The organism is Nocardioides sp. cx-173, from assembly GCF_021117365.1.
Classification (GTDB): Bacteria; Actinomycetota; Actinomycetes; order Propionibacteriales; family Nocardioidaceae; genus Nocardioides.
Map to the genome: position 1 here is coordinate 1,814,809 of NZ_CP088262.1, position 20,908 is coordinate 1,835,716.

22 protein-coding genes are annotated in these 20,908 nt (G+C 72.3%); 11 read left to right on the top strand and 11 right to left on the bottom strand.

Features of this window, described 5'->3' with window-relative positions; translation table 11 throughout:
* Positions 1–17: 17 nt before the first annotated feature.
* Positions 18–392, bottom strand: a complete 375-nt coding sequence (locus LQ940_RS08785) for a lipopolysaccharide assembly protein LapA domain-containing protein (RefSeq protein ID WP_231245035.1) — start codon at positions 390–392, stop codon at positions 18–20.
* A gap of 103 nt (positions 393–495) precedes the next feature.
* On the opposite strand from LQ940_RS08785, the gene LQ940_RS08790 reads away from it, so the two are divergent.
* On the top strand, positions 496–666 hold the full coding sequence (locus LQ940_RS08790) for a hypothetical protein (protein ID WP_231245036.1): 171 nt from the start codon (positions 496–498) through the stop codon (positions 664–666).
* Between the two features lie 5 nt (positions 667–671).
* Here LQ940_RS08790 and LQ940_RS08795 read toward each other — a convergent pair whose 3' ends face one another.
* The 3 genes from LQ940_RS08795 to LQ940_RS08805 form a co-directional block, all read right to left on the bottom strand.
* Positions 672–1,502, bottom strand: a complete 831-nt coding sequence (locus tag LQ940_RS08795; protein ID WP_231245037.1) for a DMT family transporter — start codon at positions 1,500–1,502, stop codon at positions 672–674.
* 1 nt (position 1,503) lies between these two features.
* Positions 1,504–1,980: a DUF456 domain-containing protein gene (locus LQ940_RS08800; protein ID WP_231245038.1), complete on the bottom strand. Its 477-nt coding sequence runs from the start codon at positions 1,978–1,980 to the stop codon at positions 1,504–1,506.
* Positions 1,981–2,071: 91 nt separating this feature from the next.
* Complete coding sequence (locus LQ940_RS08805) at positions 2,072–2,299, bottom strand: DUF7455 domain-containing protein (RefSeq protein ID WP_231245039.1); 228 nt, start codon at positions 2,297–2,299, stop codon at positions 2,072–2,074.
* A gap of 397 nt (positions 2,300–2,696) precedes the next feature.
* Here LQ940_RS08805 and LQ940_RS08810 point away from each other — a divergent pair, with 397 nt between their 5' ends.
* The 4 genes from LQ940_RS08810 to LQ940_RS08825 all read left to right on the top strand — a co-directional run bounded on the left by LQ940_RS08810 (position 2,697) and on the right by LQ940_RS08825 (position 6,651).
* On the top strand, positions 2,697–4,760 hold the full coding sequence (locus LQ940_RS08810) for a DNA gyrase/topoisomerase IV subunit B (protein WP_269217249.1): 2,064 nt from the start codon (positions 2,697–2,699) through the stop codon (positions 4,758–4,760).
* Between the two features lie 96 nt (positions 4,761–4,856).
* Complete coding sequence (locus LQ940_RS08815; RefSeq protein WP_231245040.1) at positions 4,857–5,642, top strand: hypothetical protein; 786 nt, start codon at positions 4,857–4,859, stop codon at positions 5,640–5,642.
* Positions 5,639–6,073: a phage holin family protein gene (locus LQ940_RS08820; RefSeq protein WP_231245041.1), complete on the top strand. Its 435-nt coding sequence runs from the start codon at positions 5,639–5,641 to the stop codon at positions 6,071–6,073. The genes LQ940_RS08815 and LQ940_RS08820 overlap by 4 nt, the downstream gene beginning before the upstream one ends.
* Positions 6,049–6,651, top strand: a complete 603-nt coding sequence (locus LQ940_RS08825; protein ID WP_231245042.1) for a DUF3618 domain-containing protein — start codon at positions 6,049–6,051, stop codon at positions 6,649–6,651. Before LQ940_RS08820 ends, LQ940_RS08825 begins: the two co-directional genes overlap by 25 nt.
* Positions 6,652–6,784: 133 nt before the next feature.
* On the opposite strand, the gene LQ940_RS08830 is transcribed toward LQ940_RS08825, so the two are convergent.
* From LQ940_RS08830 to LQ940_RS08845, 4 genes are all read right to left on the bottom strand, one after another.
* The gene (locus LQ940_RS08830; RefSeq protein WP_231245043.1) at positions 6,785–7,279 is read right to left on the bottom strand and encodes a beta-class carbonic anhydrase; all 495 of its coding nucleotides are present in this window, start codon (positions 7,277–7,279) and stop codon (positions 6,785–6,787) included.
* A 68-nt stretch (positions 7,280–7,347) separates the two neighbouring features.
* Complete coding sequence (locus LQ940_RS08835) at positions 7,348–9,141, bottom strand: MFS transporter (protein WP_231245044.1); 1,794 nt, start codon at positions 9,139–9,141, stop codon at positions 7,348–7,350.
* Positions 9,138–9,839 (bottom strand): LppX_LprAFG lipoprotein, encoded by a 702-nt coding sequence (locus tag LQ940_RS08840; protein ID WP_231245045.1) that lies wholly within the window; start codon positions 9,837–9,839, stop codon positions 9,138–9,140. Before LQ940_RS08840 ends, LQ940_RS08835 begins: the two co-directional genes overlap by 4 nt.
* Before the next feature lie 4 nt (positions 9,840–9,843).
* Positions 9,844–12,327, bottom strand: coding sequence for a DNA gyrase/topoisomerase IV subunit A (locus tag LQ940_RS08845; protein WP_231245046.1), 2,484 nt, complete (start codon positions 12,325–12,327; stop codon positions 9,844–9,846).
* A gap of 77 nt (positions 12,328–12,404) precedes the next feature.
* Between LQ940_RS08845 and LQ940_RS08850 the strand changes: the two genes are divergently transcribed.
* The 3 genes from LQ940_RS08850 to LQ940_RS08860 are packed head-to-tail and all read left to right on the top strand — an operon-like array spanning position 12,405 to position 16,841.
* Complete coding sequence (locus LQ940_RS08850; protein WP_231245047.1) at positions 12,405–15,116, top strand: bifunctional acetate--CoA ligase family protein/GNAT family N-acetyltransferase; 2,712 nt, start codon at positions 12,405–12,407, stop codon at positions 15,114–15,116.
* 22 nt (positions 15,117–15,138) lie between these two features.
* A complete protein-coding gene (locus tag LQ940_RS08855) occupies positions 15,139–15,726 on the top strand; it encodes a DUF5998 family protein (RefSeq protein ID WP_231245048.1) in 588 nt (195 codons plus the stop codon).
* Positions 15,723–16,841, top strand: coding sequence for an alkaline phosphatase family protein (locus LQ940_RS08860; RefSeq protein ID WP_231245049.1), 1,119 nt, complete (start codon positions 15,723–15,725; stop codon positions 16,839–16,841). Before LQ940_RS08855 ends, LQ940_RS08860 begins: the two co-directional genes overlap by 4 nt.
* Positions 16,842–16,854: 13 nt before the next feature.
* Here LQ940_RS08860 and LQ940_RS08865 read toward each other — a convergent pair whose 3' ends face one another.
* A complete protein-coding gene (locus LQ940_RS08865; RefSeq protein ID WP_231245050.1) occupies positions 16,855–17,745 on the bottom strand; it encodes an alpha/beta fold hydrolase in 891 nt (296 codons plus the stop codon).
* 89 nt (positions 17,746–17,834) lie between these two features.
* Here LQ940_RS08865 and LQ940_RS08870 point away from each other — a divergent pair, with 89 nt between their 5' ends.
* Positions 17,835–18,308 carry a MarR family winged helix-turn-helix transcriptional regulator gene (locus LQ940_RS08870; protein WP_231245051.1) on the top strand — a complete coding sequence of 158 codons (474 nt, stop codon included), beginning with the start codon at positions 17,835–17,837 and terminating at the stop codon, positions 18,306–18,308.
* Positions 18,309–18,315: 7 nt separating this feature from the next.
* Here the strand turns inward: LQ940_RS08870 and LQ940_RS08875 are convergent, their stop codons facing one another.
* Both LQ940_RS08875 and LQ940_RS08880 read right to left on the bottom strand, forming a co-directional pair.
* Positions 18,316–18,981: a thymidine kinase gene (locus LQ940_RS08875; protein WP_231245052.1), complete on the bottom strand. Its 666-nt coding sequence runs from the start codon at positions 18,979–18,981 to the stop codon at positions 18,316–18,318.
* Positions 18,982–18,994: 13 nt separating this feature from the next.
* Complete coding sequence (locus LQ940_RS08880; RefSeq protein ID WP_231245053.1) at positions 18,995–19,396, bottom strand: VOC family protein; 402 nt, start codon at positions 19,394–19,396, stop codon at positions 18,995–18,997.
* 54 nt (positions 19,397–19,450) lie between these two features.
* Between LQ940_RS08880 and LQ940_RS08885 the strand changes: the two genes are divergently transcribed.
* Positions 19,451–20,284, top strand: coding sequence for a sulfurtransferase (locus LQ940_RS08885; RefSeq protein ID WP_231245054.1), 834 nt, complete (start codon positions 19,451–19,453; stop codon positions 20,282–20,284).
* Between the two features lie 165 nt (positions 20,285–20,449).
* A complete protein-coding gene (locus tag LQ940_RS08890; protein ID WP_231245055.1) occupies positions 20,450–20,734 on the top strand; it encodes a hypothetical protein in 285 nt (94 codons plus the stop codon).
* Positions 20,735–20,908 lie beyond the last annotated feature (174 nt).

A 20,908-nucleotide genomic window follows, 5' to 3' on the forward strand; every position in this document is an offset into this window, starting at 1 on the left:
GTCGTGCGCAGCGGCGCTCAGCCTCGGGTGCGCCGCACCCGACGGCGCAGCTGCAGGATCCGCATCGTCCCGGCGAGACCCGCCAGGAACAGTCCCGCCACGGCGGCGATGAGGATGGCGACGGCCACCGGGACCTGCCCGTCCCACGCCAGGAACGACACGGTCGTGCTCCGCGTGTTCTGGGCGATGAAGATGATCAGCAGCAGGAGCACCAGGCCGAGCCCGACGACGGCGACCCAGAAGCCGCTGGTCCGGGAGCCGCGCAGCGGGTCGTCGACGTCGCGGCGGGGCGGCTCCTTGCGCGCCGGTTGCTGGGGAGGGGGCACCGCGCGCGGTGGCTCCTCGGGCTGGCCGAGCAGCGGGTCACGTGCCTCGTCCGGGGTCTGGGTCACGCCGCGACGGTACCCAAAGTCCGGCTCCGTCAGTCGCCGGGCGCGCGGTTGGGAGCCGCGCCAGGAGGGTAGGGACCGCGAAGACCCGAGCCGAGGAGACCTCATGAGCCGATCGTCGCTGTCCGTCCTGTCCGTGGCCTTGCTGGTCGTCGCCGTCGGCCTGCTCATCGCGGCGCTGACCTACGACGGCAACGCCATGTGGATCGGCCTGGGGTCCGCCGCGGTGGCCCTCGTCGCCGTCTTCGTCTCGGCGAGCGGACGCAGGTTGCGCTGACCCGCTCACCCCAACGCCACCAGCACCACCGTCACCGCGCACAGGGACAGCCCCACGGCCTGGGCTCGATGCACGCGCTCGCGCAGCACCGACAGCGCGAGCAGCACGGTGAACGCGGGGTAGAGCGAGGTGATGACGGCCGCGACGGTGAGGCCGCCGTCGCGCGAGGACACGAGGAACAGCGCCGTGGCGGCGGCGCCGAGACAGCCGCTGACGGCCCCCAGCAGGGCGGCAGGGCGGCGGGGGACCCAGGGCGCCCGCAGCAGGGTGGCGACCAGGACGATCACGGCGGCGGCGACCAGCTGGTTGAGCGCCAGGGGGACCAGCCCGGCACTTTCGGGGATCTGCGCGAGGGCGGAGAACAGTGTGCCGAAGCCGACACCGGCCAGGACTCCGTCGGTGAGGCCGGTGCCCCCCGTGGCGGAGCCGGTGACGGGCTCCCGGGCGACCAGCCAGATCGCCGGGATCGCGGCCACGATGCCGAGCCAGACCAGCATGGAGGGCCGCTCCCCGGTGACCAGGCCCACGGCGATCGGGAGCAGCGCCGCCCCGACCCCCGACACGGGGGCCACGACGCCCATGCGCCCCGACGACAGCCCGCGATAGAGGAACGCCGTACCGAGGCCGTTGCCGAGGCCCGCGAGGACGCTCCAGCCCAGGACCGCGGGTCCGAACGAGCCGTCGCCGAGCAGCCCGGCCACGAGGAACGGCAGCGAGCCGGCGATCTGACCGACGAGCGCGATCGTCCAGGGCGTCACCCGCTGGGAGGCGACCCCGCCGATGAAGTCCGAGAGGCCGTACGACACCGCGGCGGCCAGCGAGAGCAGCAGCGCCATGTCAGGCCAGGACCGCCCCGACGACCCAGGTGCCGGCCGCCAGGACCCCGGCGGTCAGCTCGATCAGCACGCTCAGCCCGACGGCGCGCAGGGCGTGCGTCGTCGAGGGCCAGGCCCGGGCGGAGCCCACACGTCGGAGCTCGGCCAGGTAGATGCCGAGCACGAAGCCCAGGAAGATGCCGACGACCGGCACCACGAAGAAGCCCACGATGGCCAGCCCGGCTCCCGCCCACTGGGTCGAGGCCGGGACGCCCGCGGTCTTCAGCCGGCGGCCCGGCACGACGTACTTCACGATCCCACCGAGCACGAGCAGCACGGTGACGACCGCGAACACCGTCCACGCCAGGCCGCTGCCGACCTCGACCGCCCAGACGAGGACGGCGCCCAGGATCAGGATCGACCCGGGCAGGACCGGGACCAGGATGCCGGCCAGGCCGACTGCGATCGCCACGGCGACCAGGACATCGAGGAGGCTCACGCGGCACACCCTGTCATGACGGTGGGCCCCGAAATGGCCGATGGCCCCCGACTCGCGTCAGGGGCCATCGAGAAGTCGGCGGTGGGACGGTTCAGTGCTCGTCTCGCGGCGTCGTTGCCGGGGTGGTGAGCTTGTGGGTCTCGTCGATCAGGTTGATGGCGACCTCCTTGAGCTTGTCGCCGTGCTCACGCGCGTGGTGGGCACAGAAGAGGAGCTCGCCGCCGGTCTGGAGCTCGACACGCAGGTAGGCCTGCGCACCGCAACGGTCGCAGCGGTCCTCGGCAGTCAGAGGAGCACTAGGGGCAACAGCAGTTGTCACGTCGGCCTCATTTCTCGGGTGGTGTCTCTTTCAAACCTAGCGAGGGGGGACAACATTCCCTGCGCCGGTCCCTGCGCCAGGTGTCCTGGGACACCTCGATCCAATCACGGCTAGTCCTTCCCCGTTCTCCCGGTTCCCACGCCCTGGAACGGCGACCTGGGGAGAGAGCGGCGTCTGACCCTTCTTCCAAGTGTGACGCCCGAGCGGTGGGAGGTGCTGCCGAACGGTTCTTCCGAGCACCGATCGTGTCCACATCGTGACGTCGGCCCCACGTGCAGGCCGTCCGCCCACCGTAGGGCGGGGCGAGCAGGCGAGCCTTCACCGGGGCGCGGCGTGTCGCGGGTAGATTCGAGGACGAAGAAGACCCGTATGTGCCACGCCTGCCAGGAGCCCCACGATCGCCGACAACACCTACAACGCCGCGCACCTCCTCGTCCTCGAGGGACTGGAGGCGGTGCGCAAACGACCGGGGATGTACATCGGCTCGACCGACACCCGCGGCCTCATGCACTGCCTGTGGGAGATCATCGACAACGGCGTCGACGAGGCCTTGGCCGGCTCCGCGCACCGGGTCGAGGTCACGCTGCACGCCGACGACTCGGTGGAGGTCCACGACGACGGTCGTGGCATCCCCACCGACAAGGAGCCCAAGACCGGGCTCCCCGGCGTCGAGGTCGTGGCCACCAAGCTCCACGCCGGCGGCAAGTTCGGTGGCGGCTCCTACGTCGCCACCGGCGGCCTGCACGGCGTCGGTCTCTCGGTGGTCAACGCGCTGTCGGCCCGCATGGACATCGACGTCGACCGGGCGCCCGCCCAGCAGGGGCTGAGCTTCAGCCGCGGCAACCCCGGCGTCTTCGACGGGGAGGGCCCCACGGCGCCGTTCACGCCCCGCTCGGGGCTGACCCGCAAGGGCAAGAAGGTCGCCAAGGGCAAGAGCGGCACCCGGATCCGGTTCTGGCCGGACCGCCAGATCTTCACCAAGGACGCGACCTTCGAGTTCGAGGGGCTGCTGGGCCGGGCCCGACAGACCTCGTTCATCGTGCCCGGCCTCGAGCTGGTCATCCGCGACCTGCGCGGCGAGGTGCCGGTCGAGGAGAAGTTCCGCCACGACGGAGGCATCGCGGAGTTCGCCGAGTACCTCGCCAGCGACGAGCCGGTGACCGACATCCTGCGGCTGCAGGGCATGGACACCTTCACCGAGACGGTGCCGATGCTCGACGCCCAGGGGCACATGACGCCTCAGGAGGTCGAGCGCGAGCTGACCGTGGACATCGCGGCGCGCTGGGGGACCGGCTACGACACCGAGCTGCGCTCGTTCGTCAACGTCATCGCCACCCCGAAGGGCGGCACGCACGTCAGCGGCTTCGAGGCAGCGCTCACCAAGACCTTCAACGACGCGATGCGGGCCACCAAGGCGCTCAAGGTCAACGACGACGACGTGATCAAGGACGACGTCCTCGAGGGCCTCACCGCGGTGGTGACCGTGCGCCTGGCCGAGCCGCAGTTCGAGGGCCAGACCAAGGAGATCCTCGGCACGCCCGCAGTGCGCTCGGTCGTACGCCGGGTGGTGTCGGCGGAGCTGAAGAAGTTCCTCACCTCCTCCAAGCGGGCCGAGAAGGCGCAGGCCAAGCTCCTCATGGAGAAGGTGGTGGCCGCCTCCAAGACCCGCCTGGCCGCGCGTCAGCACAAGGAGACCCAGCGCCGCAAGAACGCCCTGGAGTCCTCGGCGCTGCCCTCCAAGCTCGCCGACTGCCGCGCCAACGACAACGACCGCACCGAGCTGTTCATCGTCGAGGGCGACTCCGCGCTCGGCACCGCGAAGCTCGCCCGCAACTCGGAGTTCCAGGCCCTGCTGCCGATCCGCGGCAAGATCCTCAACGTCCAGAAGGCGTCCGTGGGCGACATGCTCAAGAACGCCGAGTGCGCCTCGATCATCCAGGTCGTCGGAGCCGGCTCCGGGCGGACCTTCGAGCTCGAGGCGCGCCGCTACGGCCGGATCATCTTCATGGCCGACGCCGACTCCGACGGCGCACACATCCGCTGCCTGCTGGCGACGCTGTTCTTCAAGTACATGCCCGACCTGATCGCCGAGGGCCGCGTCTATTCCGCGGTGCCGCCGCTGCACCGCATTGAGATCTCGGCGCCGAAGAAGGGCCAGGACAAGTACGTCTACACCTACTCCGACGACGAGCTGCAGCGCAAGCTCGCCGAGCTGAAGAAGAAGAACGTGAAGTGGAAGGACCCGGTCCAGCGCTACAAGGGGCTCGGTGAGATGGACGCCGACCAGCTGGCCGAGACCACCATGGACCCCCGCCGCCGTACGCTGCGCCGGATCACCGTCGACGACGCCGACGCCGCCGCCCAGGTCTTCGAGCTGCTCATGGGCTCCGACGTGGCCCCGCGCAAGGAGTTCATCGTGCAGGGCGCCTACGAGGTGGACGTGGAGGCGCTCGACGCCTGACGTGGGGGTCACCCGAACGGGTGGAACCCCACCCCGATCCCGCTAGTTCGCGACCCAGTGGGTACTCGGCTGCTCCAGCAACGATGAGGAGCCGCCATGAGCACCACACCGAGCACGCCATCGACGACCGACGAGTCGTCGTCCTCGGGAGTCGCGGAGAAGGCGCACGACGCCAAGCACGCGGCCAGCCAGACCGCCTCCACCGCCGCCGACGAGGCGTCGCACGTCGCGAGCGTCGCCGGCGAGGAGGCCGCCAAGATCGCGAGCGAGGCCAAGGACCACGCCCGCGGTCTCCTCGACGAGGCACTCGCCCAGGTGGACGAGCAGTCGCGCACGCAGCGCGACCGCCTGGTCGACACCCTGAGCACCTTCAGCGACGACCTGCGCCAGATGGCCGAGCAGTCGACGAACTCCGGCCTCGCCTCCGACGTCGCGCGCCAGGTCGCCGACCGCGCCCGCAGCCTCGGCGATCACCTGGACGGCCGGGAGCCTGGGGACCTGCTCGACGACGTCCGCTCGTTCGCCCGCCGCCGCCCCGGGGTGTTCCTCCTGGGCGCGCTGACCGCGGGCGTCCTGGCCGGACGTCTGGCGCGGGGCGCCAAGGACGCAAAGGATGCTGACTCGGGTGCCAGCTCGAGCAGTTCGGGCACCGGCGTGATGCCGGTGACAACCGCGACGCCCGCCTCCACGACCGTCGTGCCGCCGACGTCGCCCGCGCCCCCGCCTCCCGTAGACGACCCCGTCGCGGGCACCGGCGAGCCCACGGTGGGGCAGCCGCAGTCGACGGCCCCCGTCTCCAGCGACCCGCTGGGCGGCACGCCGCTGTCGGAGCCGGCGGACTCCGGGCCGCTCTCCACGCCGCGGCAGGGGTACACGCCGTGACCTCCACGACCCCGCCGTACGACGGCGGGCCTGCCCCAGATGGAGGTGTCGAGGACCAGCGCAGCCTGGGGCAGATCGTCAGCGACGTCACCCAGGACCTCACGACCCTGATCCGGCAGGAGATGGACCTGGCCAAGACCGAGATGAAGCAGGAGGTGAGCAAGGCGGGCAAGGGTGCCGGCCTGCTCGGCGGCGCGGGGGTGGCCGGCTACTTCGTGCTGCTGTTCCTCTCCCTGGCCGCGTTGTTCGCCCTGGACGAGGCGATGGACGCCTGGCTGGCCGCGCTGATCGTGACCGTGGTCTGGGCCGTGGTGGCCGCCGTACTCGCCCTCGTCGGCAAGAAGTCACTCGACAAGAGCAACCCGCAACTGCCGCAGACGCAGCAGTCCCTCAAGGAGGATGTCCAATGGGCCAAAGCACAGAAGAGCTGAACACCGAGATCGCAGGGACTCGCGAGAGCCTCGCGAGCGACCTGGACGCGCTGCAGGACCGGGTCAGTCCGGCCGCCATCGTGGAGCGCCGCAAGACCGCCGCCCGCAACCGCGTGCTCGGGGTCAGGGACCGGATCATGGGCACCTCCCAGTCCGCTGCCGGATCGGCGCAGTCGTCGATGTCCGGCGCCGCCGACAGCGTCAAGGGCGCCGCCGGCAGCGCCAAGGAGGGCGCCAAGAGCGCCGTCAGCAGCGCGGGCGACTCCGTGGAGGGCAGCCCGCTCGCCGCCGGCCTCGTCGCCTTCGGGGCGGGGCTGGTCATCGCCGGCCTGATCCCCGCCAGCAGGGCCGAGGCGCGCGCCTCGCAGCAGGTGGTGGACGCCGCCAAGGAGCACGGTCAGCCCCTGGTCGAGCAGGCCAAGTCGGTGGGGCAGGAGGTCGGCGACCACCTCAAGGAGTCGGCCACCGACGCAGCCCAGCAGGTCACGCAGACCGCCCAGGAGTCCGCCGGCCGGGTCCAGGAGGAGGGGCGGTCCTCCGCCGAGAACGTGAAGTCCGCGGCGCCAGGCCAGACCTGACCCCGCTGCCGACCCTGCCCGCCGCGCCGGAAGGCGTGCGGCGGGTGGGGCGGGCTGCGGCGCGCGCGCCCCGCTGAACCTGACCAAGCCGACGGCAGCCGGACCTTCGCGGGCGCGTCGAGCGCTGCCCGCCTCAGAGGTGCCGCTCGAGCAGACCGGTGTCGACGTCGTAGACGAACCCGCCGACGACGGTCTCGGCCGGGATGAGCGGGTGGGTGCGGATCTTGGCGATGTCCTCGCGCAGGGCCTGCAGCTGGTCGGTGATGACACCGAAGCTCTGCCAGGAGGCGTCCTGGCCGGAGGAGGCCGAGACCCGCTCGCGGATCTCCTCCTCGGTGTGGCTGGCCATGGCGCAGCGGGTGTGCGGGACCACCAGGATCCGCTCCACCCCGAGGAGGTGGGTGCCCAGCACCAGCGCCTCCAGGGCCTGGGGCGTCACCCGTCCGCCCGGGTTGCGGAAGATCTTGGCGTCGCCGGGCGTGAGCCCGACCATGCCCAGCGGGTCGATGCGCGAGTCCATGCAGGTCACGATCGCGACGCCGGCATGGGCGACGCCGTCGAACCCGCTGAGGGCGAAGTCGGAGGCGAAGTCGCGGTTGGCGGCAAGGAGATCGTCGAAGTCGGCCACGAGCGCGAACCTAGCGGACGCCGCGAGGACAGGTCAGTGGCGGACGAGCATGTGGACGGTGGTGTTGCTCACCCGCCGGCGCGCAGCACGTCTGCGGGGCTGAAGGAGCGGGTCTGCGCGCCCCGGAAGACCACCAGGGCGCAGGCCGCCGCCAGCACGGCGCACACCGCTGCACCGGCGAAGACGGCGTGCTCCTGGGGGATGCCGGCGCCGGCGAGCAGGTCGCTGAACTCCTGGCAGCGGGTCTTGCCGTCGCACACCTCGCGCGCCGGCGGCATCGGATGGTCCTCCAGGTACGTGTAGTACCGGCGCAGCCCGATCGCGGTCAGCGCCGAGATCCCCACGAGCATGCCCACCATCCGGGCCACGACGACCATGGCGCTGGCCACGCCGTGCACGTCGTCGTCGGTGCTGGCCAGGATCGCGGCGTTGACCGGCGCGAGCGCGAGGCCGAACCCGAAGCCGCACAGGACCAGGGTCAGGTCGGAGTGGAACGATTCCAGGCTGGTGATGTCCCAGCGCGCCATCAGCACGAAGCCCACCGCCGCCATGACCATCCCCACCGCGGTGATGAGCCCGGCGCTGAAGCGACGCGTCAGGTAGCCGCCGACGACCGCTCCCACGGGCAGGGCGACGAGGAACCGCACGAGCTCCAGGGCCGCCATCAGCTGGGAGTCGCGATGCACGGTGGTGCGCGCGAAGAGCGGGATGTCGATCAGAGCCGCGATCAGCGCAGCCCCGATGAAGAAGCTGACCAAGATGGCGCCCCACGCCGGAGTACGGCGCAGGGCCCCGCGGGGGACGAGGGGGGACGGCGTACGGCGCAGGTGCACGACGAGGGCGAGCGTGGCGATCGCGGAGCCGGTGAGGTACCAGTAGCCCTGGTCGGCGAAGAGCTGGATCTTGGGATCGGCCGTCGCGAAGGCGAGGATCACCCCGCCGAGGGCCACCGCGAGGAACAGCGCACCACCGAGGTCGGCGTCCCGCATGCTGCGCACCCAGCTCGGTCCGTCGACGAGGGGGCGCCGGGCGGTGAAGCAGCGGACCACGAAGAGCAGGCCGGCCACCATCGCGGTCGCCCCGACCGGGGTCAGCCACCGCCCGTCGCCCGCGAACGGGATGAAGATCTGTCCCCAGGTCAGGTCGCGCTGAAGCTCCGACGGCTGCAGGAACACCAGCGCCCCGGCGGCGAGACAGATCAGGAGGAAGAGGGCGCCGAGGAGGTCGGGGGGTCTCGAGGCTCGCTTCGCTCGCACCTCGACCACCGAGGGATCTCGCTTCGCTCGCACCTCGACCACCGAGGGGTCCCGCAGGGCGTGGATGGCCGCGGCGAGGACCAGGCCGACGAGCAGGTTGATCACGAAGATCATCCGCCAGTCGGCGACGGCGAGGACGGCGGCACCGAACAGCGGCCCGATGACGCTGCCGATCTCCTGGACGGCGGAGACCACGCCGAGGGGTACGCCGCGGCGCTCGCGCGGGTACAGGTCGGCGACCAGCGCCAGGGTGGCGGGGACCAGGCCGCCGCCGCCGAGCCCTTGCAGGAACCGGCCGGCGACCATGCTCGGCATGTCGTAGGCGAGCGTCGTCACCAGCGAGCCCAGCGCGAAGACCACCAGGGCGGCGACCAGCACCGGCACCCGGCCGCGCAGGTCCGCGATCCGCCCGATCAGCGGCAGCATCGCGACGTAGCCCAGCAGGAACCCCGAGATGATCGGGGCGGCCCGCTGCAGCTCCTCGGTGGAGACGCCGACGGCGCCGACCATCTCGGGCAGCGCCAGCACGACGACGTAGGTGTCGGCGGCGGCGAACGCCACGGCTACCGCGGCCAGGCCGAGCAACCACCGCGGGGAGCGAGTCACGGCGCGGCGATGTCCTTCTCGGTGCCGTAGTCGTCGAACGTGAGGGTGTAGGTCATCGAGTCCGCGCCCTGGTAGAAGGCGCCGGTCAGCACGGCCGAGCGCAGCTCACCGGAGTCGGAGACCGTGTAGGTGACGTCGAAGTCGCCGGTGGAGCCCGGGATGATGTTCTTCACGACGGTCCCGGGGACCGTGCCGGAGTACTCGGTCAGGATCTCCTTGTTGCCCTCGCCCCCGCGGATGGACTCGCCCTTCTCGAGCCCCTCGGTCGCGGGCAGCAGCGAGGAGAAGCCCTTGTCGGGGCTCATCAGCTGCGCCGGGTCCGGCGCGCCGTACTCGCCGGGGTCGACCTCCTGCATGCCCGGGCTGAGCGGGATCTCGGCGTAGACCTTGCCGCCGACGGCGATCACCGGCACCTGGAACTGGCCGGCGGAGATCGAGACGTCGATGGTGCCGTCGAAGGCCGGCGCGTGCGTGCCGACGCCCTCGGCGGCGAGGATGCCGGTCACGCCGTCGGGCAGGTCGCTGGTCTCGAGGGTGATCATCACGCCGGCGGTGTCGTCCAGCTCCGCCTTGGCCGAGGCCAGGACCTCCTCCGGGGGACGGTCCTCGGAGCCGCCGCCCTCGTCGCTGTCACCGCCGCAGGCGGTGAGGGCGAGCAGGAGGGCAGGGACGGCCAACGCGGCCAGGCGGGAACGCATGCGGTCAGCCTTCCACATCGCTGTCGGCCGGTACGCCGATCCGCGCGGACAGCGGGCCCGCGCAGGCGGCGATCGGCTGGGAGCCGGGCAGACCGGACCCGTCGCGGCGACCGTTGGCCTCCGGCAGCTCGACCGGCGCACCGCTGGCTGCGGCGGCGCGAGCCGGGGCGACGCCGGCCCACGCGAAGACCAGGGTGTCCTCGCCCTTGAGGAACCGGTGGCAGCGCACCCCGCCGGTGGCGCGGCCCTTGGCGGGGTACTCGGTGAACGGCGTGACCTTCACCAGCCCCGGCTCGGTGCCGGGCAGCGCCGTGGAGGAGCCGGAGGCGGTGACCACGACCGAGTGCTCGGGGTCGTCGACGACGCCGAACCATGCGACCGCCTCGTCCCCGGCCAGCCGGACGCCGGCGATCCCGCCGCCGCCGCGCCCCTGGGGCCGGACGGCGTCGGCACCGAAGTGCAGGAGCTGGGCCGCGGTGGTGATGAAGCACAGCGTTTCGGCTCCGGTGCGCAGCTGCACCGCGCCGACGACCTCGTCGCCGTCCTCGAGGCGGATGACCTCCCACTCGTCCTTGCCCAGGACCTCGGGGTTGACCCGCTTGACGATGCCCTTGCGGGTGCCGAGCGCGAGACCGGGGCCGTCGGCGGTCAGGGTGCACAGCCCCAGCGCGCGCTCGCCCGGGCCGAGGGGCAGCACCTCGCTCAGCGGCAGCCCGCCCTGCAGGTTGGGGTCGTTGGCCGACGCGGGGATGGCGGGCAGGTCGAGCACGCCCAGGCGCAGCACGCGGCCGGCCGAGGTCAGCACGCCGATCTCCCCGCGGGCCGTCGTCGCCACCGCGGAGACCACCACGTCGTGGTTGGTGCGCGCGCCGCCGGAGCCGACCGGCTCGGCGCTCGAGGTGCGGGCGAGCAGGCCGCTGGCCGACATCAGCGCGAAGCACGGGTCGTCGGGCACCTCGAGGGAGACCGAGGCGGCGGTGACGGTCGTCCCGGCCGACTCGAGCAGGACGGTGCGGCGCGGGGTGCCGTAGGTCTTGGCGACCTCGGCCAGCTCGTCGCCGACGACCTTGCGCAGCAGCTTCTCGTCGCCCAGGATCGCGTCGAGCTCCTCGATCTCGCGGCGCAGCTCCTCCTGCTCCTTCTCCAGCTCGATCCGGCTGAAGCGCGTGAGCCGGCGCAGCTGCATCTCCAGGATGTAGTCGGTCTGCGCCACGGTCAGGTCGAAGACCGACATCAGCCGCTCCCGGGCGGTGGCGGTGTCGTCGCTGGTGCGGATGACCTGGATGACCTCGTCGATGTCGAGCAGCGCGACCAGCAGGCCGTCGACGAGGTGCAGGCGGTCGGCGCGCTTGTTGCGGCGGAACTGCGAGCGACGGCGTACGACGTCGTAGCGGTGCTGCAGGAAGACCTCGAGCATCTCCTTGAGCCCCAGCGTGCGGGGCTGTCCGTCGACGAGCGCGACGTTGTTGATGCCGAAGGAGTCCTCCATCGGGGTCTGGCGGTAGAGCTGCTCGAGCAGGGCCTCCGGCACGAAGCCGTTCTTGACCTCGATCACCAGGCGCAGCCCGTGCTCGCGGTCGGTGAGGTCCTTCATGTCGGAGATGCCCTGCAGCTTCTTGCCCTGCACCAGCGTCTTGATCCGCTCGATGACCTTCTCGGTGCCGACGCCGTAGGGCAGCTCGGTCACCACGATGCCCTTGCGGCGCCCGATGGTCTCGACGCGCGCGCTGGCGCGCATCTTGAACGTGCCCCGTCCGGTCTCGTAGGCGTCGCGGATGCCGTCGAGACCGACGATCTTGCCGCCGGTGGGCAGGTCGGGACCGGGGATGAACCGCATCAGGTCGTCGATGGTGGCCTTGGGGTGGGTGATCAGGTGACGCAGCGCCTGGACGACCTCGACCAGGTTGTGCGGGGCGCAGTTGGTGGCCATGCCGACGGCGATGCCGGTGGTGCCGTTGACGACCAGGTGCGGGATCGCGGCCGGCAGGACCGACGGCTCCATCTCGCGGGAGTCGTAGTTGGGCTTGAAGTCGACGGTGTCCTCGTCGATGGAGGCGGTCATCGCGACGGCGGCGGGCGCCATGCGGCACTCGGTGTAGCGCATGGCCGCGGGGGAGTCGTCCGGGGAGCCGAAGTTGCCGTGGCCGTCGACCGTGGGCAGGCGCAGCGAGAACGGCTGGGTCATGCGCACCAGGGCGTCGTAGATGGCGCCGTCGCCGTGGGGGTGCAGGCGACCCATCACCTCGCCGACCACACGGGCGCTCTTGACGTGCCCGCGGTCGGGGCGCAGGCCCATCTCGTTCATCGTGTACAGGATCCGGCGCTGGACCGGCTTGAGACCGTCGCGCGCGTCGGGCAGGGCCCGGGAGTAGATGACGGAGTAGGCGTACTCGAGGAACGAGGAGCGCATCTCGTCCCCGACGTCGATGTCGAGGATGTGCTCCTCGAAGTCGTCGGGGAGCGGGGGCTGGGGACTACGACGTGCCATGCGGGCATTGTCCCCCGCGTCTCGCGGCCACCTGGAGGTGGCACGCCGTACACCCGCGACGGGATAGATTGCGCAGCGTGAGCGCCGAGACGACCGAGGAGACGATCGTGGCGAGCGCGCCTCGTCACTGGGAGGCCGACGTCCTCCTGCGCGACGGGCGGACCGCGCACATCCGGCCCATCCAGCCGGAGGACGCCGACCTGCTGGTCGAGTTCTACGCGCGGGTCTCGGACCAGTCCAAGTACTACCGCTTCTTCAGCCCGATGCCGACGCTCTCGGAGCGCGACGTGAAGCGCTTCACCCGGGTCGACCACCAGAAGCGGGTGGCCCTGGTGCTCATGCTGCAGGGCCAGATGATCGCGGTGGGACGCTTCGACGTCGTCGCTCCCGGGGAGGCGGAGGTGGCCTTCCTGGTCGAGGACCGCCACCACGGCCGCGGGATCGCCCAGCTCCTCCTCGAGCACCTGGCGCAGGCCGGGCGCGAGCGCGGCGTCGAGCGGTTCACGGCCGAGGTGCTGCCCGACAACCACCGGATGATCCAGACCTTCCGCGACGCCGGCTACCGCATCGCCAGCGAGTACGAGGAGGGGGTCCTGATGCTGGAGTTCTCCATCGACCCCACCGAGACCGCCATCGGGGTCATGCGCGGGCGCGAGCACCGCGCGGAGGCCGCGTCGATCGAGCGGTTCTTCAACCCGCGCTCGGTCGCGGTCATCGGCGCCAGCCGCCGCCAGGACACGATCGGCCAGACGCTGGTGCGCAACCTCGTGACCGGCGACTTCACCGGCCGCGTGTACGTCGTCAACCAGAGCGCCTCGGCGGTCTCCGGGATGCCGGCGTACAAGTCGGTGGGGGAGATCCCCGACGACGTGGACGTCGCGATCGTCGCCGTGCCGGCCGACGCCGTCGAGGACGTCGTCCTGGACTGTGCCGCCAAGGGCGTGCACGGGCTGATCGTCGTGTCCTCGGGCTTCGCGGAGACCGGCGACGAGGGCCGCAAGCGCCAGCGCCGCCTCGTCGGTCTGTCCCGCTCCTACGGGCTGCGCCTGATCGGGCCCAACTGCCTGGGCGTCATCAACACCGACCCGGCGGTGTCGGTCAACGCGTCGCTGTCCTCGGTGATGCCGGCGCGCGGGCGCGCGGGGTTCTTCTGCCAGTCCGGTGCGCTCGGCTCGGCGATCCTGGAGAAGGTGAAGAACCGCGGCCTGGGGCTCTCCACGTTCGTCAGCGCCGGCAACCGCGCCGACGTGTCCGGCAACGACCTGCTGCAGTACTGGGAGGAGGACGACTCCACCGAGGTCGTCCTGCTCTACCTCGAGTCGATCGGAAACCCGCGCAAGTTCTCACGGATCGCCCGGCGGGTCTCGCTGCGCAAGCCGATCATCGCGGTGCGCTCCGGGCGCACCACCCAGGGCGTCCCGATGGGTCACTCGGTACGCCGGATCGCGGCGCCGCCCCAGGCGGTGGACGCGATGTTCCGCCAGGCCGGGGTGATCCAGGTGGACACGCTCGAGGAGATGTTCGACGTCGCCCAGCTGCTGGCCCACCAGCCGCTGCCGCGCGGTCGCCGGGTCGCGGTGGTGGGCAACTCCGACGCGCTCGGGCTGCTGGCCGTCGACGCCGCGGTCTCGGTGGGCCTGGTGGTCAACAAGTCGGTCGCCCTGGGCGCCGAGGCCACCGCCGACGACTTCGAGGACGCCCTCGACGCGGCCATCGACGACCCGGACATCGACTCGGTGATCGCGGTCTACATCCCGCCGCTCAACGTCTCCGGCGAGGACGTCGCCAACGTGCTGGCCGCCGTGGGCGAGCAGTCCGACAAGCCGCTGGTGTCCTCGTTCCTGGGCGCCGAGGGCGTGCCGGAGCTGCTGCGGGTGCCCGACGTGGCCGGCTCCACCGCCGGGCGCGGCTCGGTGCCGTCGTACCCAGCGGTCGAGGCGGCGGTGCGCGCCCTCGCCCGGGTCGTCGACTACGCCGTGTGGCTGCGCACCCCCGACGGGTCCGTGCCCGACCCCGCCGAGGTCGACCTGGCCGGCGCCCGTCGCCTGGTCACCGAGGCGCTCGCCGCGCACCCCGAGGGGGTGGCCCTCGAGACGGAGCAGACCGCCGAGCTGCTGGCGGCCTACGGCATCGACCTGTGGGAGTGCCGCCGGGTCGCCACCCTGAGCGAGGCGCAGGCCGCGGGGCACGAGCTCGGCTGGGACGTCGTGCTCAAGGCCACCTCGCACCCGCTGCGCGAGCGCCCCGACCTCGCGCACGTGTGGCGCAACATCGACAACCGTGACGAGATGCTGGATGCCTGGACCACGCTCACCGAGCTGGTCGGGGACCCGGCGTCGGCCGGCTTCGTGGTGCAGAGGAACGCCCCTCCCGGCGTCCCGGTGTCCATCCGCAGCATCGAGGACCCGCTCTTCGGTCCGGTCGTGTCGTTCGGCATCTCGGGCCCGATCATCGAGCTGCTGGCCGACAAGTCGTACCGGATCCCGCCCCTGGGCGTGCGCGATGCCGCCTCGATGGTGCGCGAGATCAAGAGCTCGCCGATGCTCTTCGGCTACCGCGGCGCCGACGTGGTCGATGTCGAGGAGATCGAGCGGCTGATCTCCCGCGTCGCCCAGCTGCAGAACGACCTGCCGCAGGTCAGCGCGTTGGAGCTGGCCCTGGTCCTGGTCGGCACGTCGGGGGCTAGCGTCCTCACCGCCACCGCGCGGGTGGACCCGGTGACCGACCCGCGCTCGGACCTCTTCGTCCGGCGGATGCCCGAGCTGCCCGGCGACACCGTGGCCAGCTGACCCCTCGTGACAGACTGACCGCATGCGCAGCACCCGCACCGAAGACCGCGACCACACCCTGGAGCTCCGCGAGGCCATCGACCGCACGGGCTACTACCCCGAGGTCGTGGCGGACGGCGTCGAGGCGGCGGTCGCGGGGGAGCACGTGGTGTCCTTCTACGTCCACCACGAGCCGACGTTCGAGCGCGACGAGGTACGCCGCCACCAGAGCGTCATCGTGCTGACGCCCTCGCGGCTGATCCTCGCTCACACCGACGAGCACGCCGGCGACGACCTGCTGCCCGAGCCCTACACGTCCACCTCCACCGAGGCGATCGCGCTCTCGGCGGTGAAGTCCGTCGTGGTCACCCGGATGACGGCCAACCCGACCTCGGGCCCGACGCCTCCGGCCGAGGCCGTCATGACCATCGGCTGGGGCGGCGTCAGCCGCATCGACCTGGAGCCGGCCGGCTGCGCGGACCCCGACTGCGACGCCGACCACGGCTACACCGGCGTCCTGGCCTCCGACGACTTCTCGCTGCGCGTCAGCGCCGCCGCCGACGGCGGCGAGGCGGTCGCCGGCCTGCTCTCCTTCGCCGAGTCCCTGTCCGCGCGCACCCACGCCGGGTGAGCGCGTTCCACGAGCCGGCCTACGGCCAGCGCTCGCTGGGCGACGTCGTCCCGGCCGTGGCGGCCGCGCTCGGCGTGCCGCACGCCGCGGAGCCGACCGGGCTGGTGCTGCCCGACGCCGCGTCGTACGTGGTGTTCCTGATCGACGGCCTCGGCGCCCGCCTGCTCGAGCGCTACGCGCACGCCGCGCCGTACCTCTCGAGCCTGCTGGCCGGCCAGGAGCCGGCGACCGCGGGCGTCCCCTCGACGACGGCCACGAGCCTCACCTCGCTCGGCACCGGCCTCGGTCCCGGGGCGCACGGCCTGGTGGGGTTCACCTCGCGCGTGCCGGGCACCGGTCGCCTGCTCAACGCGCTGGCGTGGGACCAGGACGTCGACCCGCGCGAGTGGCAGCCGCACCAGACGGCGTTCGGGCGGCTGCAGGCGGCCGGCGTGCCGGTCACGACCGTCAACAAGCGCGAGTTCCGCGACAGCGGGCTGACCGTCGCCGCCCACCGGGGCTCGGAGTACGTCGGCGCCGACAAGGTGGGGGAGCGGATCGCCGCGGCGGTCGCGGCCTGCGCGGTGCGGCCGTCGCTGACCTACCTCTACGACGGCGACCTCGACTGGACCGGTCACCGCTGGGGCGTGCGGTCGAGCCAGTGGCTGATGCAGCTGTCGATGATCGACGCCGAGGCCGAGCAGCTGCGGGAGGCGCTGCCCGGCCACACCCGGCTGCTGGTCCTCGCCGACCACGGCATGGTGGACTCGCCGACCGAGGACCGCACCGACGTCGACGAGCACCTCGAGCTGCGCGACGGGGTGGCGCTGCTCGGCGGCGAGGCGCGCTTCCGGCACCTGTACTGCCAGCGCGGCGCCGTGGACGACGTGGTCGGCACCTGGCGCGAGCACCTCGGCGACCGCGCGGAGGTGCTGACCCGCGACAGCGCCATCGCCCGCGGCTGGTTCGGGCCGGTCGCCCCGCTGGTGCTGCCCCGCCTCGGCGACGTCGTCGTCGCCAGCCGGGGCGAGCACGCCGTCATGTCGTCGGTCGACTTCGCCTACGAGACCACGCTGGTCGGCCTGCACGGCTCCCTGACCGAGGACGAGATGCTGATCCCGCTCGTCGTCGACTGAGCCGTCGCGCAGCTCAGTCCCGGCTCGCGTCCACCTGTGCGGTGAAGTCGAGCAGGGTGTCGGCGAGCGCCTGGGGTGCCTCCTGGGCGACCAGGTGCCCGACTCCCGGGAGGTGCGCCGTGGAGAGCCCGGCCGCGCGGACCTGCCGGAACGTGGCCTCGGTGAAGGGGCTGCTGACGGCGTCGACGGCCAGGACCGGCACGGTGAGCGGGGCGGCCTCGGCCAGCGCCCTGGTGCGACCGGCGTCGGCGAACAGCGACCGGTAGAGCCCGGCGGTCCCGCGCCAGGCGTTCGGGCGGGTGTAGGTCCGCTCGTACTCCGCGGCGTCGGCCTCGGTCACGACGCCGGGGACGGTCATGACCGACCAGGCCCAGTCGAGGACCTCACGCTCGTGGCCCGGGAGCAGCATCTCGGGGATGCCCGGCGCCCCGAGCATCCCGGCGTGCCAGGATCCCCCGTGGTTGACGTCGGCGAGCGACTCGAGCCCGAAGCCGGCCAGGGTGGTCTCGACCGCCACCAGGCTGGCTACGTCGTCCGGGTGGCGGGCCGCGAGCTGGAAGCCGACCCCACCGCTGATGTCCTGGACCAGGAGGTGGACCGGCCCGACCCCGAGGTGCCGCACGAGCTGGTGCAGGTCCTCGACGAACTCCGCCTCCTCGTAGCTCCCCTCGGCGTTGCCCGAGTCGCCGAACCCGCGCAGGTCGACGGCGCTCACGCGGTGTGCGGGGGCCAGCATCGGGATCAGCCGGTGGAACGTCCACCAGGTCTCCGGCCAGCCGTGCACCAGCAGGATCGGCGATCCGGCGGAGCCGGCGGAGACGTGGTGCAGGCGCGTCCCGTTGAGGTCGGTGAGGTGGTGGGTCACCTCGGGGATGGTCGCGCCGGGAGCGGCGGTGGGGGGCATGGGGACTCCAGCAGGACTAGACAACGTGGTTGTCCTTCACGATAGACAACACGGTTGTCTTATTCAAGGTGGATCGTATGCTCTGCCGCATGTCCCGATCCGGCGCCGACCTCGCGCTGCTCCTGCTGGGCGGCTTCCGGGCGCTGGCCGACCAGGCGACCGAGGAGCTGGCGGCCCGGGGCTATGAGGACGTCCGTCCGGTCCACGACTTCGCCCTCCAGGCGATCCTGTCCGGCGCCGACACCGCCTCCGAGCTCGGCCGGCGGATGTCGGTCACCAAGCAGGCGGCGGCCAAGACGCTCGCGGTCCTGGAGGAGCGGGGGTACGTCGTGCGGGAGCCCGACCCGGCCGACCGGCGGCGCCTGAGCCTGCACGTCACCGAGCGCGGCCTGGCCATGCTGCGCGAGGGCGAGGCGATCTTCGACGAGCTCCGCGCGCGGTGGGAGGCCCAGGTCGGCGCCGGCACGCTCGGCGAGGTCGAGCGCGCGCTGCGTCAGCTGCTGGGCACCCAGACCGTCCGCCTCGACTCGCCCGGCTGGGCCGCGCAGGGGCTCGAGTGGTAGCCGCCGCTCAGCCGAAAGGCAGCGGCTCCGCTGCCAGGCTCACGGCGTGCGCGCGGGCGGCCGTCAGCCGGCGCCGGTGGTGCTGGCGGCACAGGACCTCGTAGGACACCTCGGCCGGCTCCCCGGCGACGGCCTCCTCCGGCTGCTCGACGTCGCCGACGACGATGACGTCGCCCTCGACGACCATGACTCCGTCCTCGGTGCGGGCGTTGTGGGTGGCCCGCTTGCCGCACCAGCACAGGGTCTCGACCTGGAGCACGTTCATTCGGTCGGCCAGCTCGACGAGGCGGGCGCTGCCCTCGAACAACGCGGTGCGGAAGTCGGTGAGGATCCCGAACGCGAAGACGTCGATCTGCAGCTCGTCGACGATCTTGGCGAGCTGGTCGACCTGGGAGCGGGTGTAGAACTGGGCCTCGTCGCAGATCAGGTAGTCGATCCGGCCGCCCTGGGTGAGCGCGTCCACGACATAGCGCCAGAAGTCGAAGTCCCGCGCCACCTCGATGGCCTCGTGGGCCAGGCCCAGGCGGCTCGAGAGCGTGGCCGCGCCGGCGCGGTCCAGGGTGCTGAAGATCCGCCCCTGCCGACCGCGTACCGCGTGGTTGTGGTTGGTCTGGAGCGCCAACGTGCTCTTGCCCGAGTCCATGGTCCCGGTGAAGAAGTGCAGTTCCGCCACGCGGCGCATCCTGTCACGCGGGCGGGGCGGTGATCTCCCACAGGTGCCCATCGGGGTCCGCGAACGTCCCGGTGTAGCCCCAGGGCTGCTGCACGGCGGCGCTCACCACCTCGCCGCCGGCGGCCGCGACGTCCGCGAGGAGGGCGTCGACGGCGGCCTGCGAGTCCACGGCCAGGCTCACGAGGCACTCCACGGTGCCGCGCGGTGCCGTCGTACGGCCTGCCGTGACCCAGCCGAACCCCCCGGTCGGGATGAGCATGACGTGCAGCCCGTCGTTCACGGCCACCTGCAGCGGCTCAGGGACGCCGTCGTCGGCGGGCTCGCCCGGGGTGGCGAACCCGAGGGCGGTGAAGAAGGCGTGTGCCCGCGGACGGTCCTCGGTGGGCACGGACAGGGTGACTCGGTGGGTGCTCATGGAGACCGGACCGTCGGTGGCGCCCCGAATCATCGGACCCGGCACGATGGGCCCATGACCTCCCCGCTGATCTCGACCTTGGAGCTGCAGGCCCGGCTGGGCGACAGGCCGGGGGACCTGACCCTGCTCGACGTCCGCTACCGCCTGGGCGGGCCCTCCGGCCCCGAGGAGTACGCCGCCGGCCACCTGCCCGGCGCCGTCTACGTCGACCTCGACACCGTCCTCGCTTCGCCGGCGGGCAGCGGCGGGCGGCACCCGCTGCCGGACCCGGACGCCTTCGAGGCGGCGATGCGCGGCCTCGGCGTCCGCGACGACCGACCCGTCGTCGTCTACGACGACTGGTCGGCGCACGCCGCGGGACGGGCCTGGTGGCTGCTGAGGTTCCACGGGCACCCGGACGTGCGGGTGCTCGACGGCGGGCTGGCGGCCTGGGTCGCCGACGGGGGAGAGGTGGAGACCGGCCCGGTGTCGCCGGTCCCCGGCGACTTCACCCGCTCGGAGCAGCCCGCGATGGCGGCGGTGGCCGCCGACGCAGTGCTCGGCGTCGACGTCCTGGTCGACGCCCGGGCGGCCGAGCGCTACCGCGGCGAGGTGGAGCCGATCGACCCGGTCGCCGGGCACATCCCCGGGGCCGTCAACGTCCCGACGTCGCGCAACCTCACCCCGGACGGGCGCTTCCGCAGTCCCGAGGAGTTGCGTGCGATCTACGCCGCGGTCGGCGCAGTCCCGGGCGCCGACGTGGCGGCGTACTGCGGCTCCGGCGTCACCGCCACCCACGACCTGATCGCGATGGAGGTCGCCGGCATCCGCGCCGCCCTCTACCCCGGCAGCTGGAGCGGCTGGGTCACCGACCCCACGCGTCCGGTCGAGCGCTCGGCCTCCCGGTAGCCGGGGACGTGAGCGGGCTCACGGGGCGGCCACCTATTTGGGCGAGGTCCCGGCGAGGGTGGCGGGGCACCGGAGAAGCACCACGGCGAGCAGCGCATGGGGGGCCACCGACCCGTCGAAGACGGGCACTGTCAGGCGCTTCGCCGTTCCTTTGAAGGGGAACACATGTCGACCACCACCAGCAACCACGTGCACCAGGCAGAGCGCACCACGGGCACGCGCCGGGTCAGCACCGAGACCAAGGCATCGTTCAAGACGACCGAGCTGATCGCCTACGTCGCGGCCGTCCTCGGAGTCCTCATCGCCTCCGCCGTCGTCGACGTCACCGACTTCGGGGCGCAGGAGGCGTGGTTCTACGTCACCCTGCTCACCATCGGCTACATGGTGAGCCGCGGCCTGGCCAAGTCCGGCAGCCGCGACTTCTACGACGACAACCAGCGCGACCACTGACCGTCGCTGTGCGGCCCCGGCTCCTCGTCCTCGAGGGGCCGGGGCCGTTCGCTGCCTGACCCCCTAGGAGCCCACGATGTTCTTGTTCTTCAACAACCGCCTGGGCTGCGCCGGCTCGCTGCTGGTGTCGCTCGCCCTCAGCGCCGTGCTGTTCCTGGTTCTCGTGCTCATCAA

Excerpts from the sequence above, each read along its gene's own strand:
- LQ940_RS08790 (WP_231245036.1), top strand. The coding sequence starts at position 496 with ATGAGCCGATCGTCGCTGTCCGTCCTGTCCGTGGCCTTGCTGGTCGTC.
- LQ940_RS08795 (WP_231245037.1), bottom strand. The coding sequence starts at position 1,502 with ATGGCGCTGCTGCTCTCGCTGGCCGCCGCGGTGTCGTACGGCCTCTCG.
- LQ940_RS08815 (WP_231245040.1), top strand. The coding sequence starts at position 4,857 with ATGAGCACCACACCGAGCACGCCATCGACGACCGACGAGTCGTCGTCC.
- LQ940_RS08825 (WP_231245042.1), top strand. The coding sequence starts at position 6,049 with ATGGGCCAAAGCACAGAAGAGCTGAACACCGAGATCGCAGGGACTCGC.
- LQ940_RS08840 (WP_231245045.1), bottom strand. The coding sequence starts at position 9,839 with ATGCGTTCCCGCCTGGCCGCGTTGGCCGTCCCTGCCCTCCTGCTCGCC.
- LQ940_RS08845 (WP_231245046.1), bottom strand. The coding sequence starts at position 12,327 with ATGGCACGTCGTAGTCCCCAGCCCCCGCTCCCCGACGACTTCGAGGAG.
- LQ940_RS08855 (WP_231245048.1), top strand. The coding sequence starts at position 15,139 with ATGCGCAGCACCCGCACCGAAGACCGCGACCACACCCTGGAGCTCCGC.
- LQ940_RS08865 (WP_231245050.1), bottom strand. The coding sequence starts at position 17,745 with ATGCCCCCCACCGCCGCTCCCGGCGCGACCATCCCCGAGGTGACCCAC.
- LQ940_RS08870 (WP_231245051.1), top strand. The coding sequence starts at position 17,835 with ATGTCCCGATCCGGCGCCGACCTCGCGCTGCTCCTGCTGGGCGGCTTC.
- LQ940_RS08880 (WP_231245053.1), bottom strand. The coding sequence starts at position 19,396 with ATGAGCACCCACCGAGTCACCCTGTCCGTGCCCACCGAGGACCGTCCG.
- LQ940_RS08885 (WP_231245054.1), top strand. The coding sequence starts at position 19,451 with ATGACCTCCCCGCTGATCTCGACCTTGGAGCTGCAGGCCCGGCTGGGC.
- LQ940_RS08890 (WP_231245055.1), top strand. The coding sequence starts at position 20,450 with ATGTCGACCACCACCAGCAACCACGTGCACCAGGCAGAGCGCACCACG.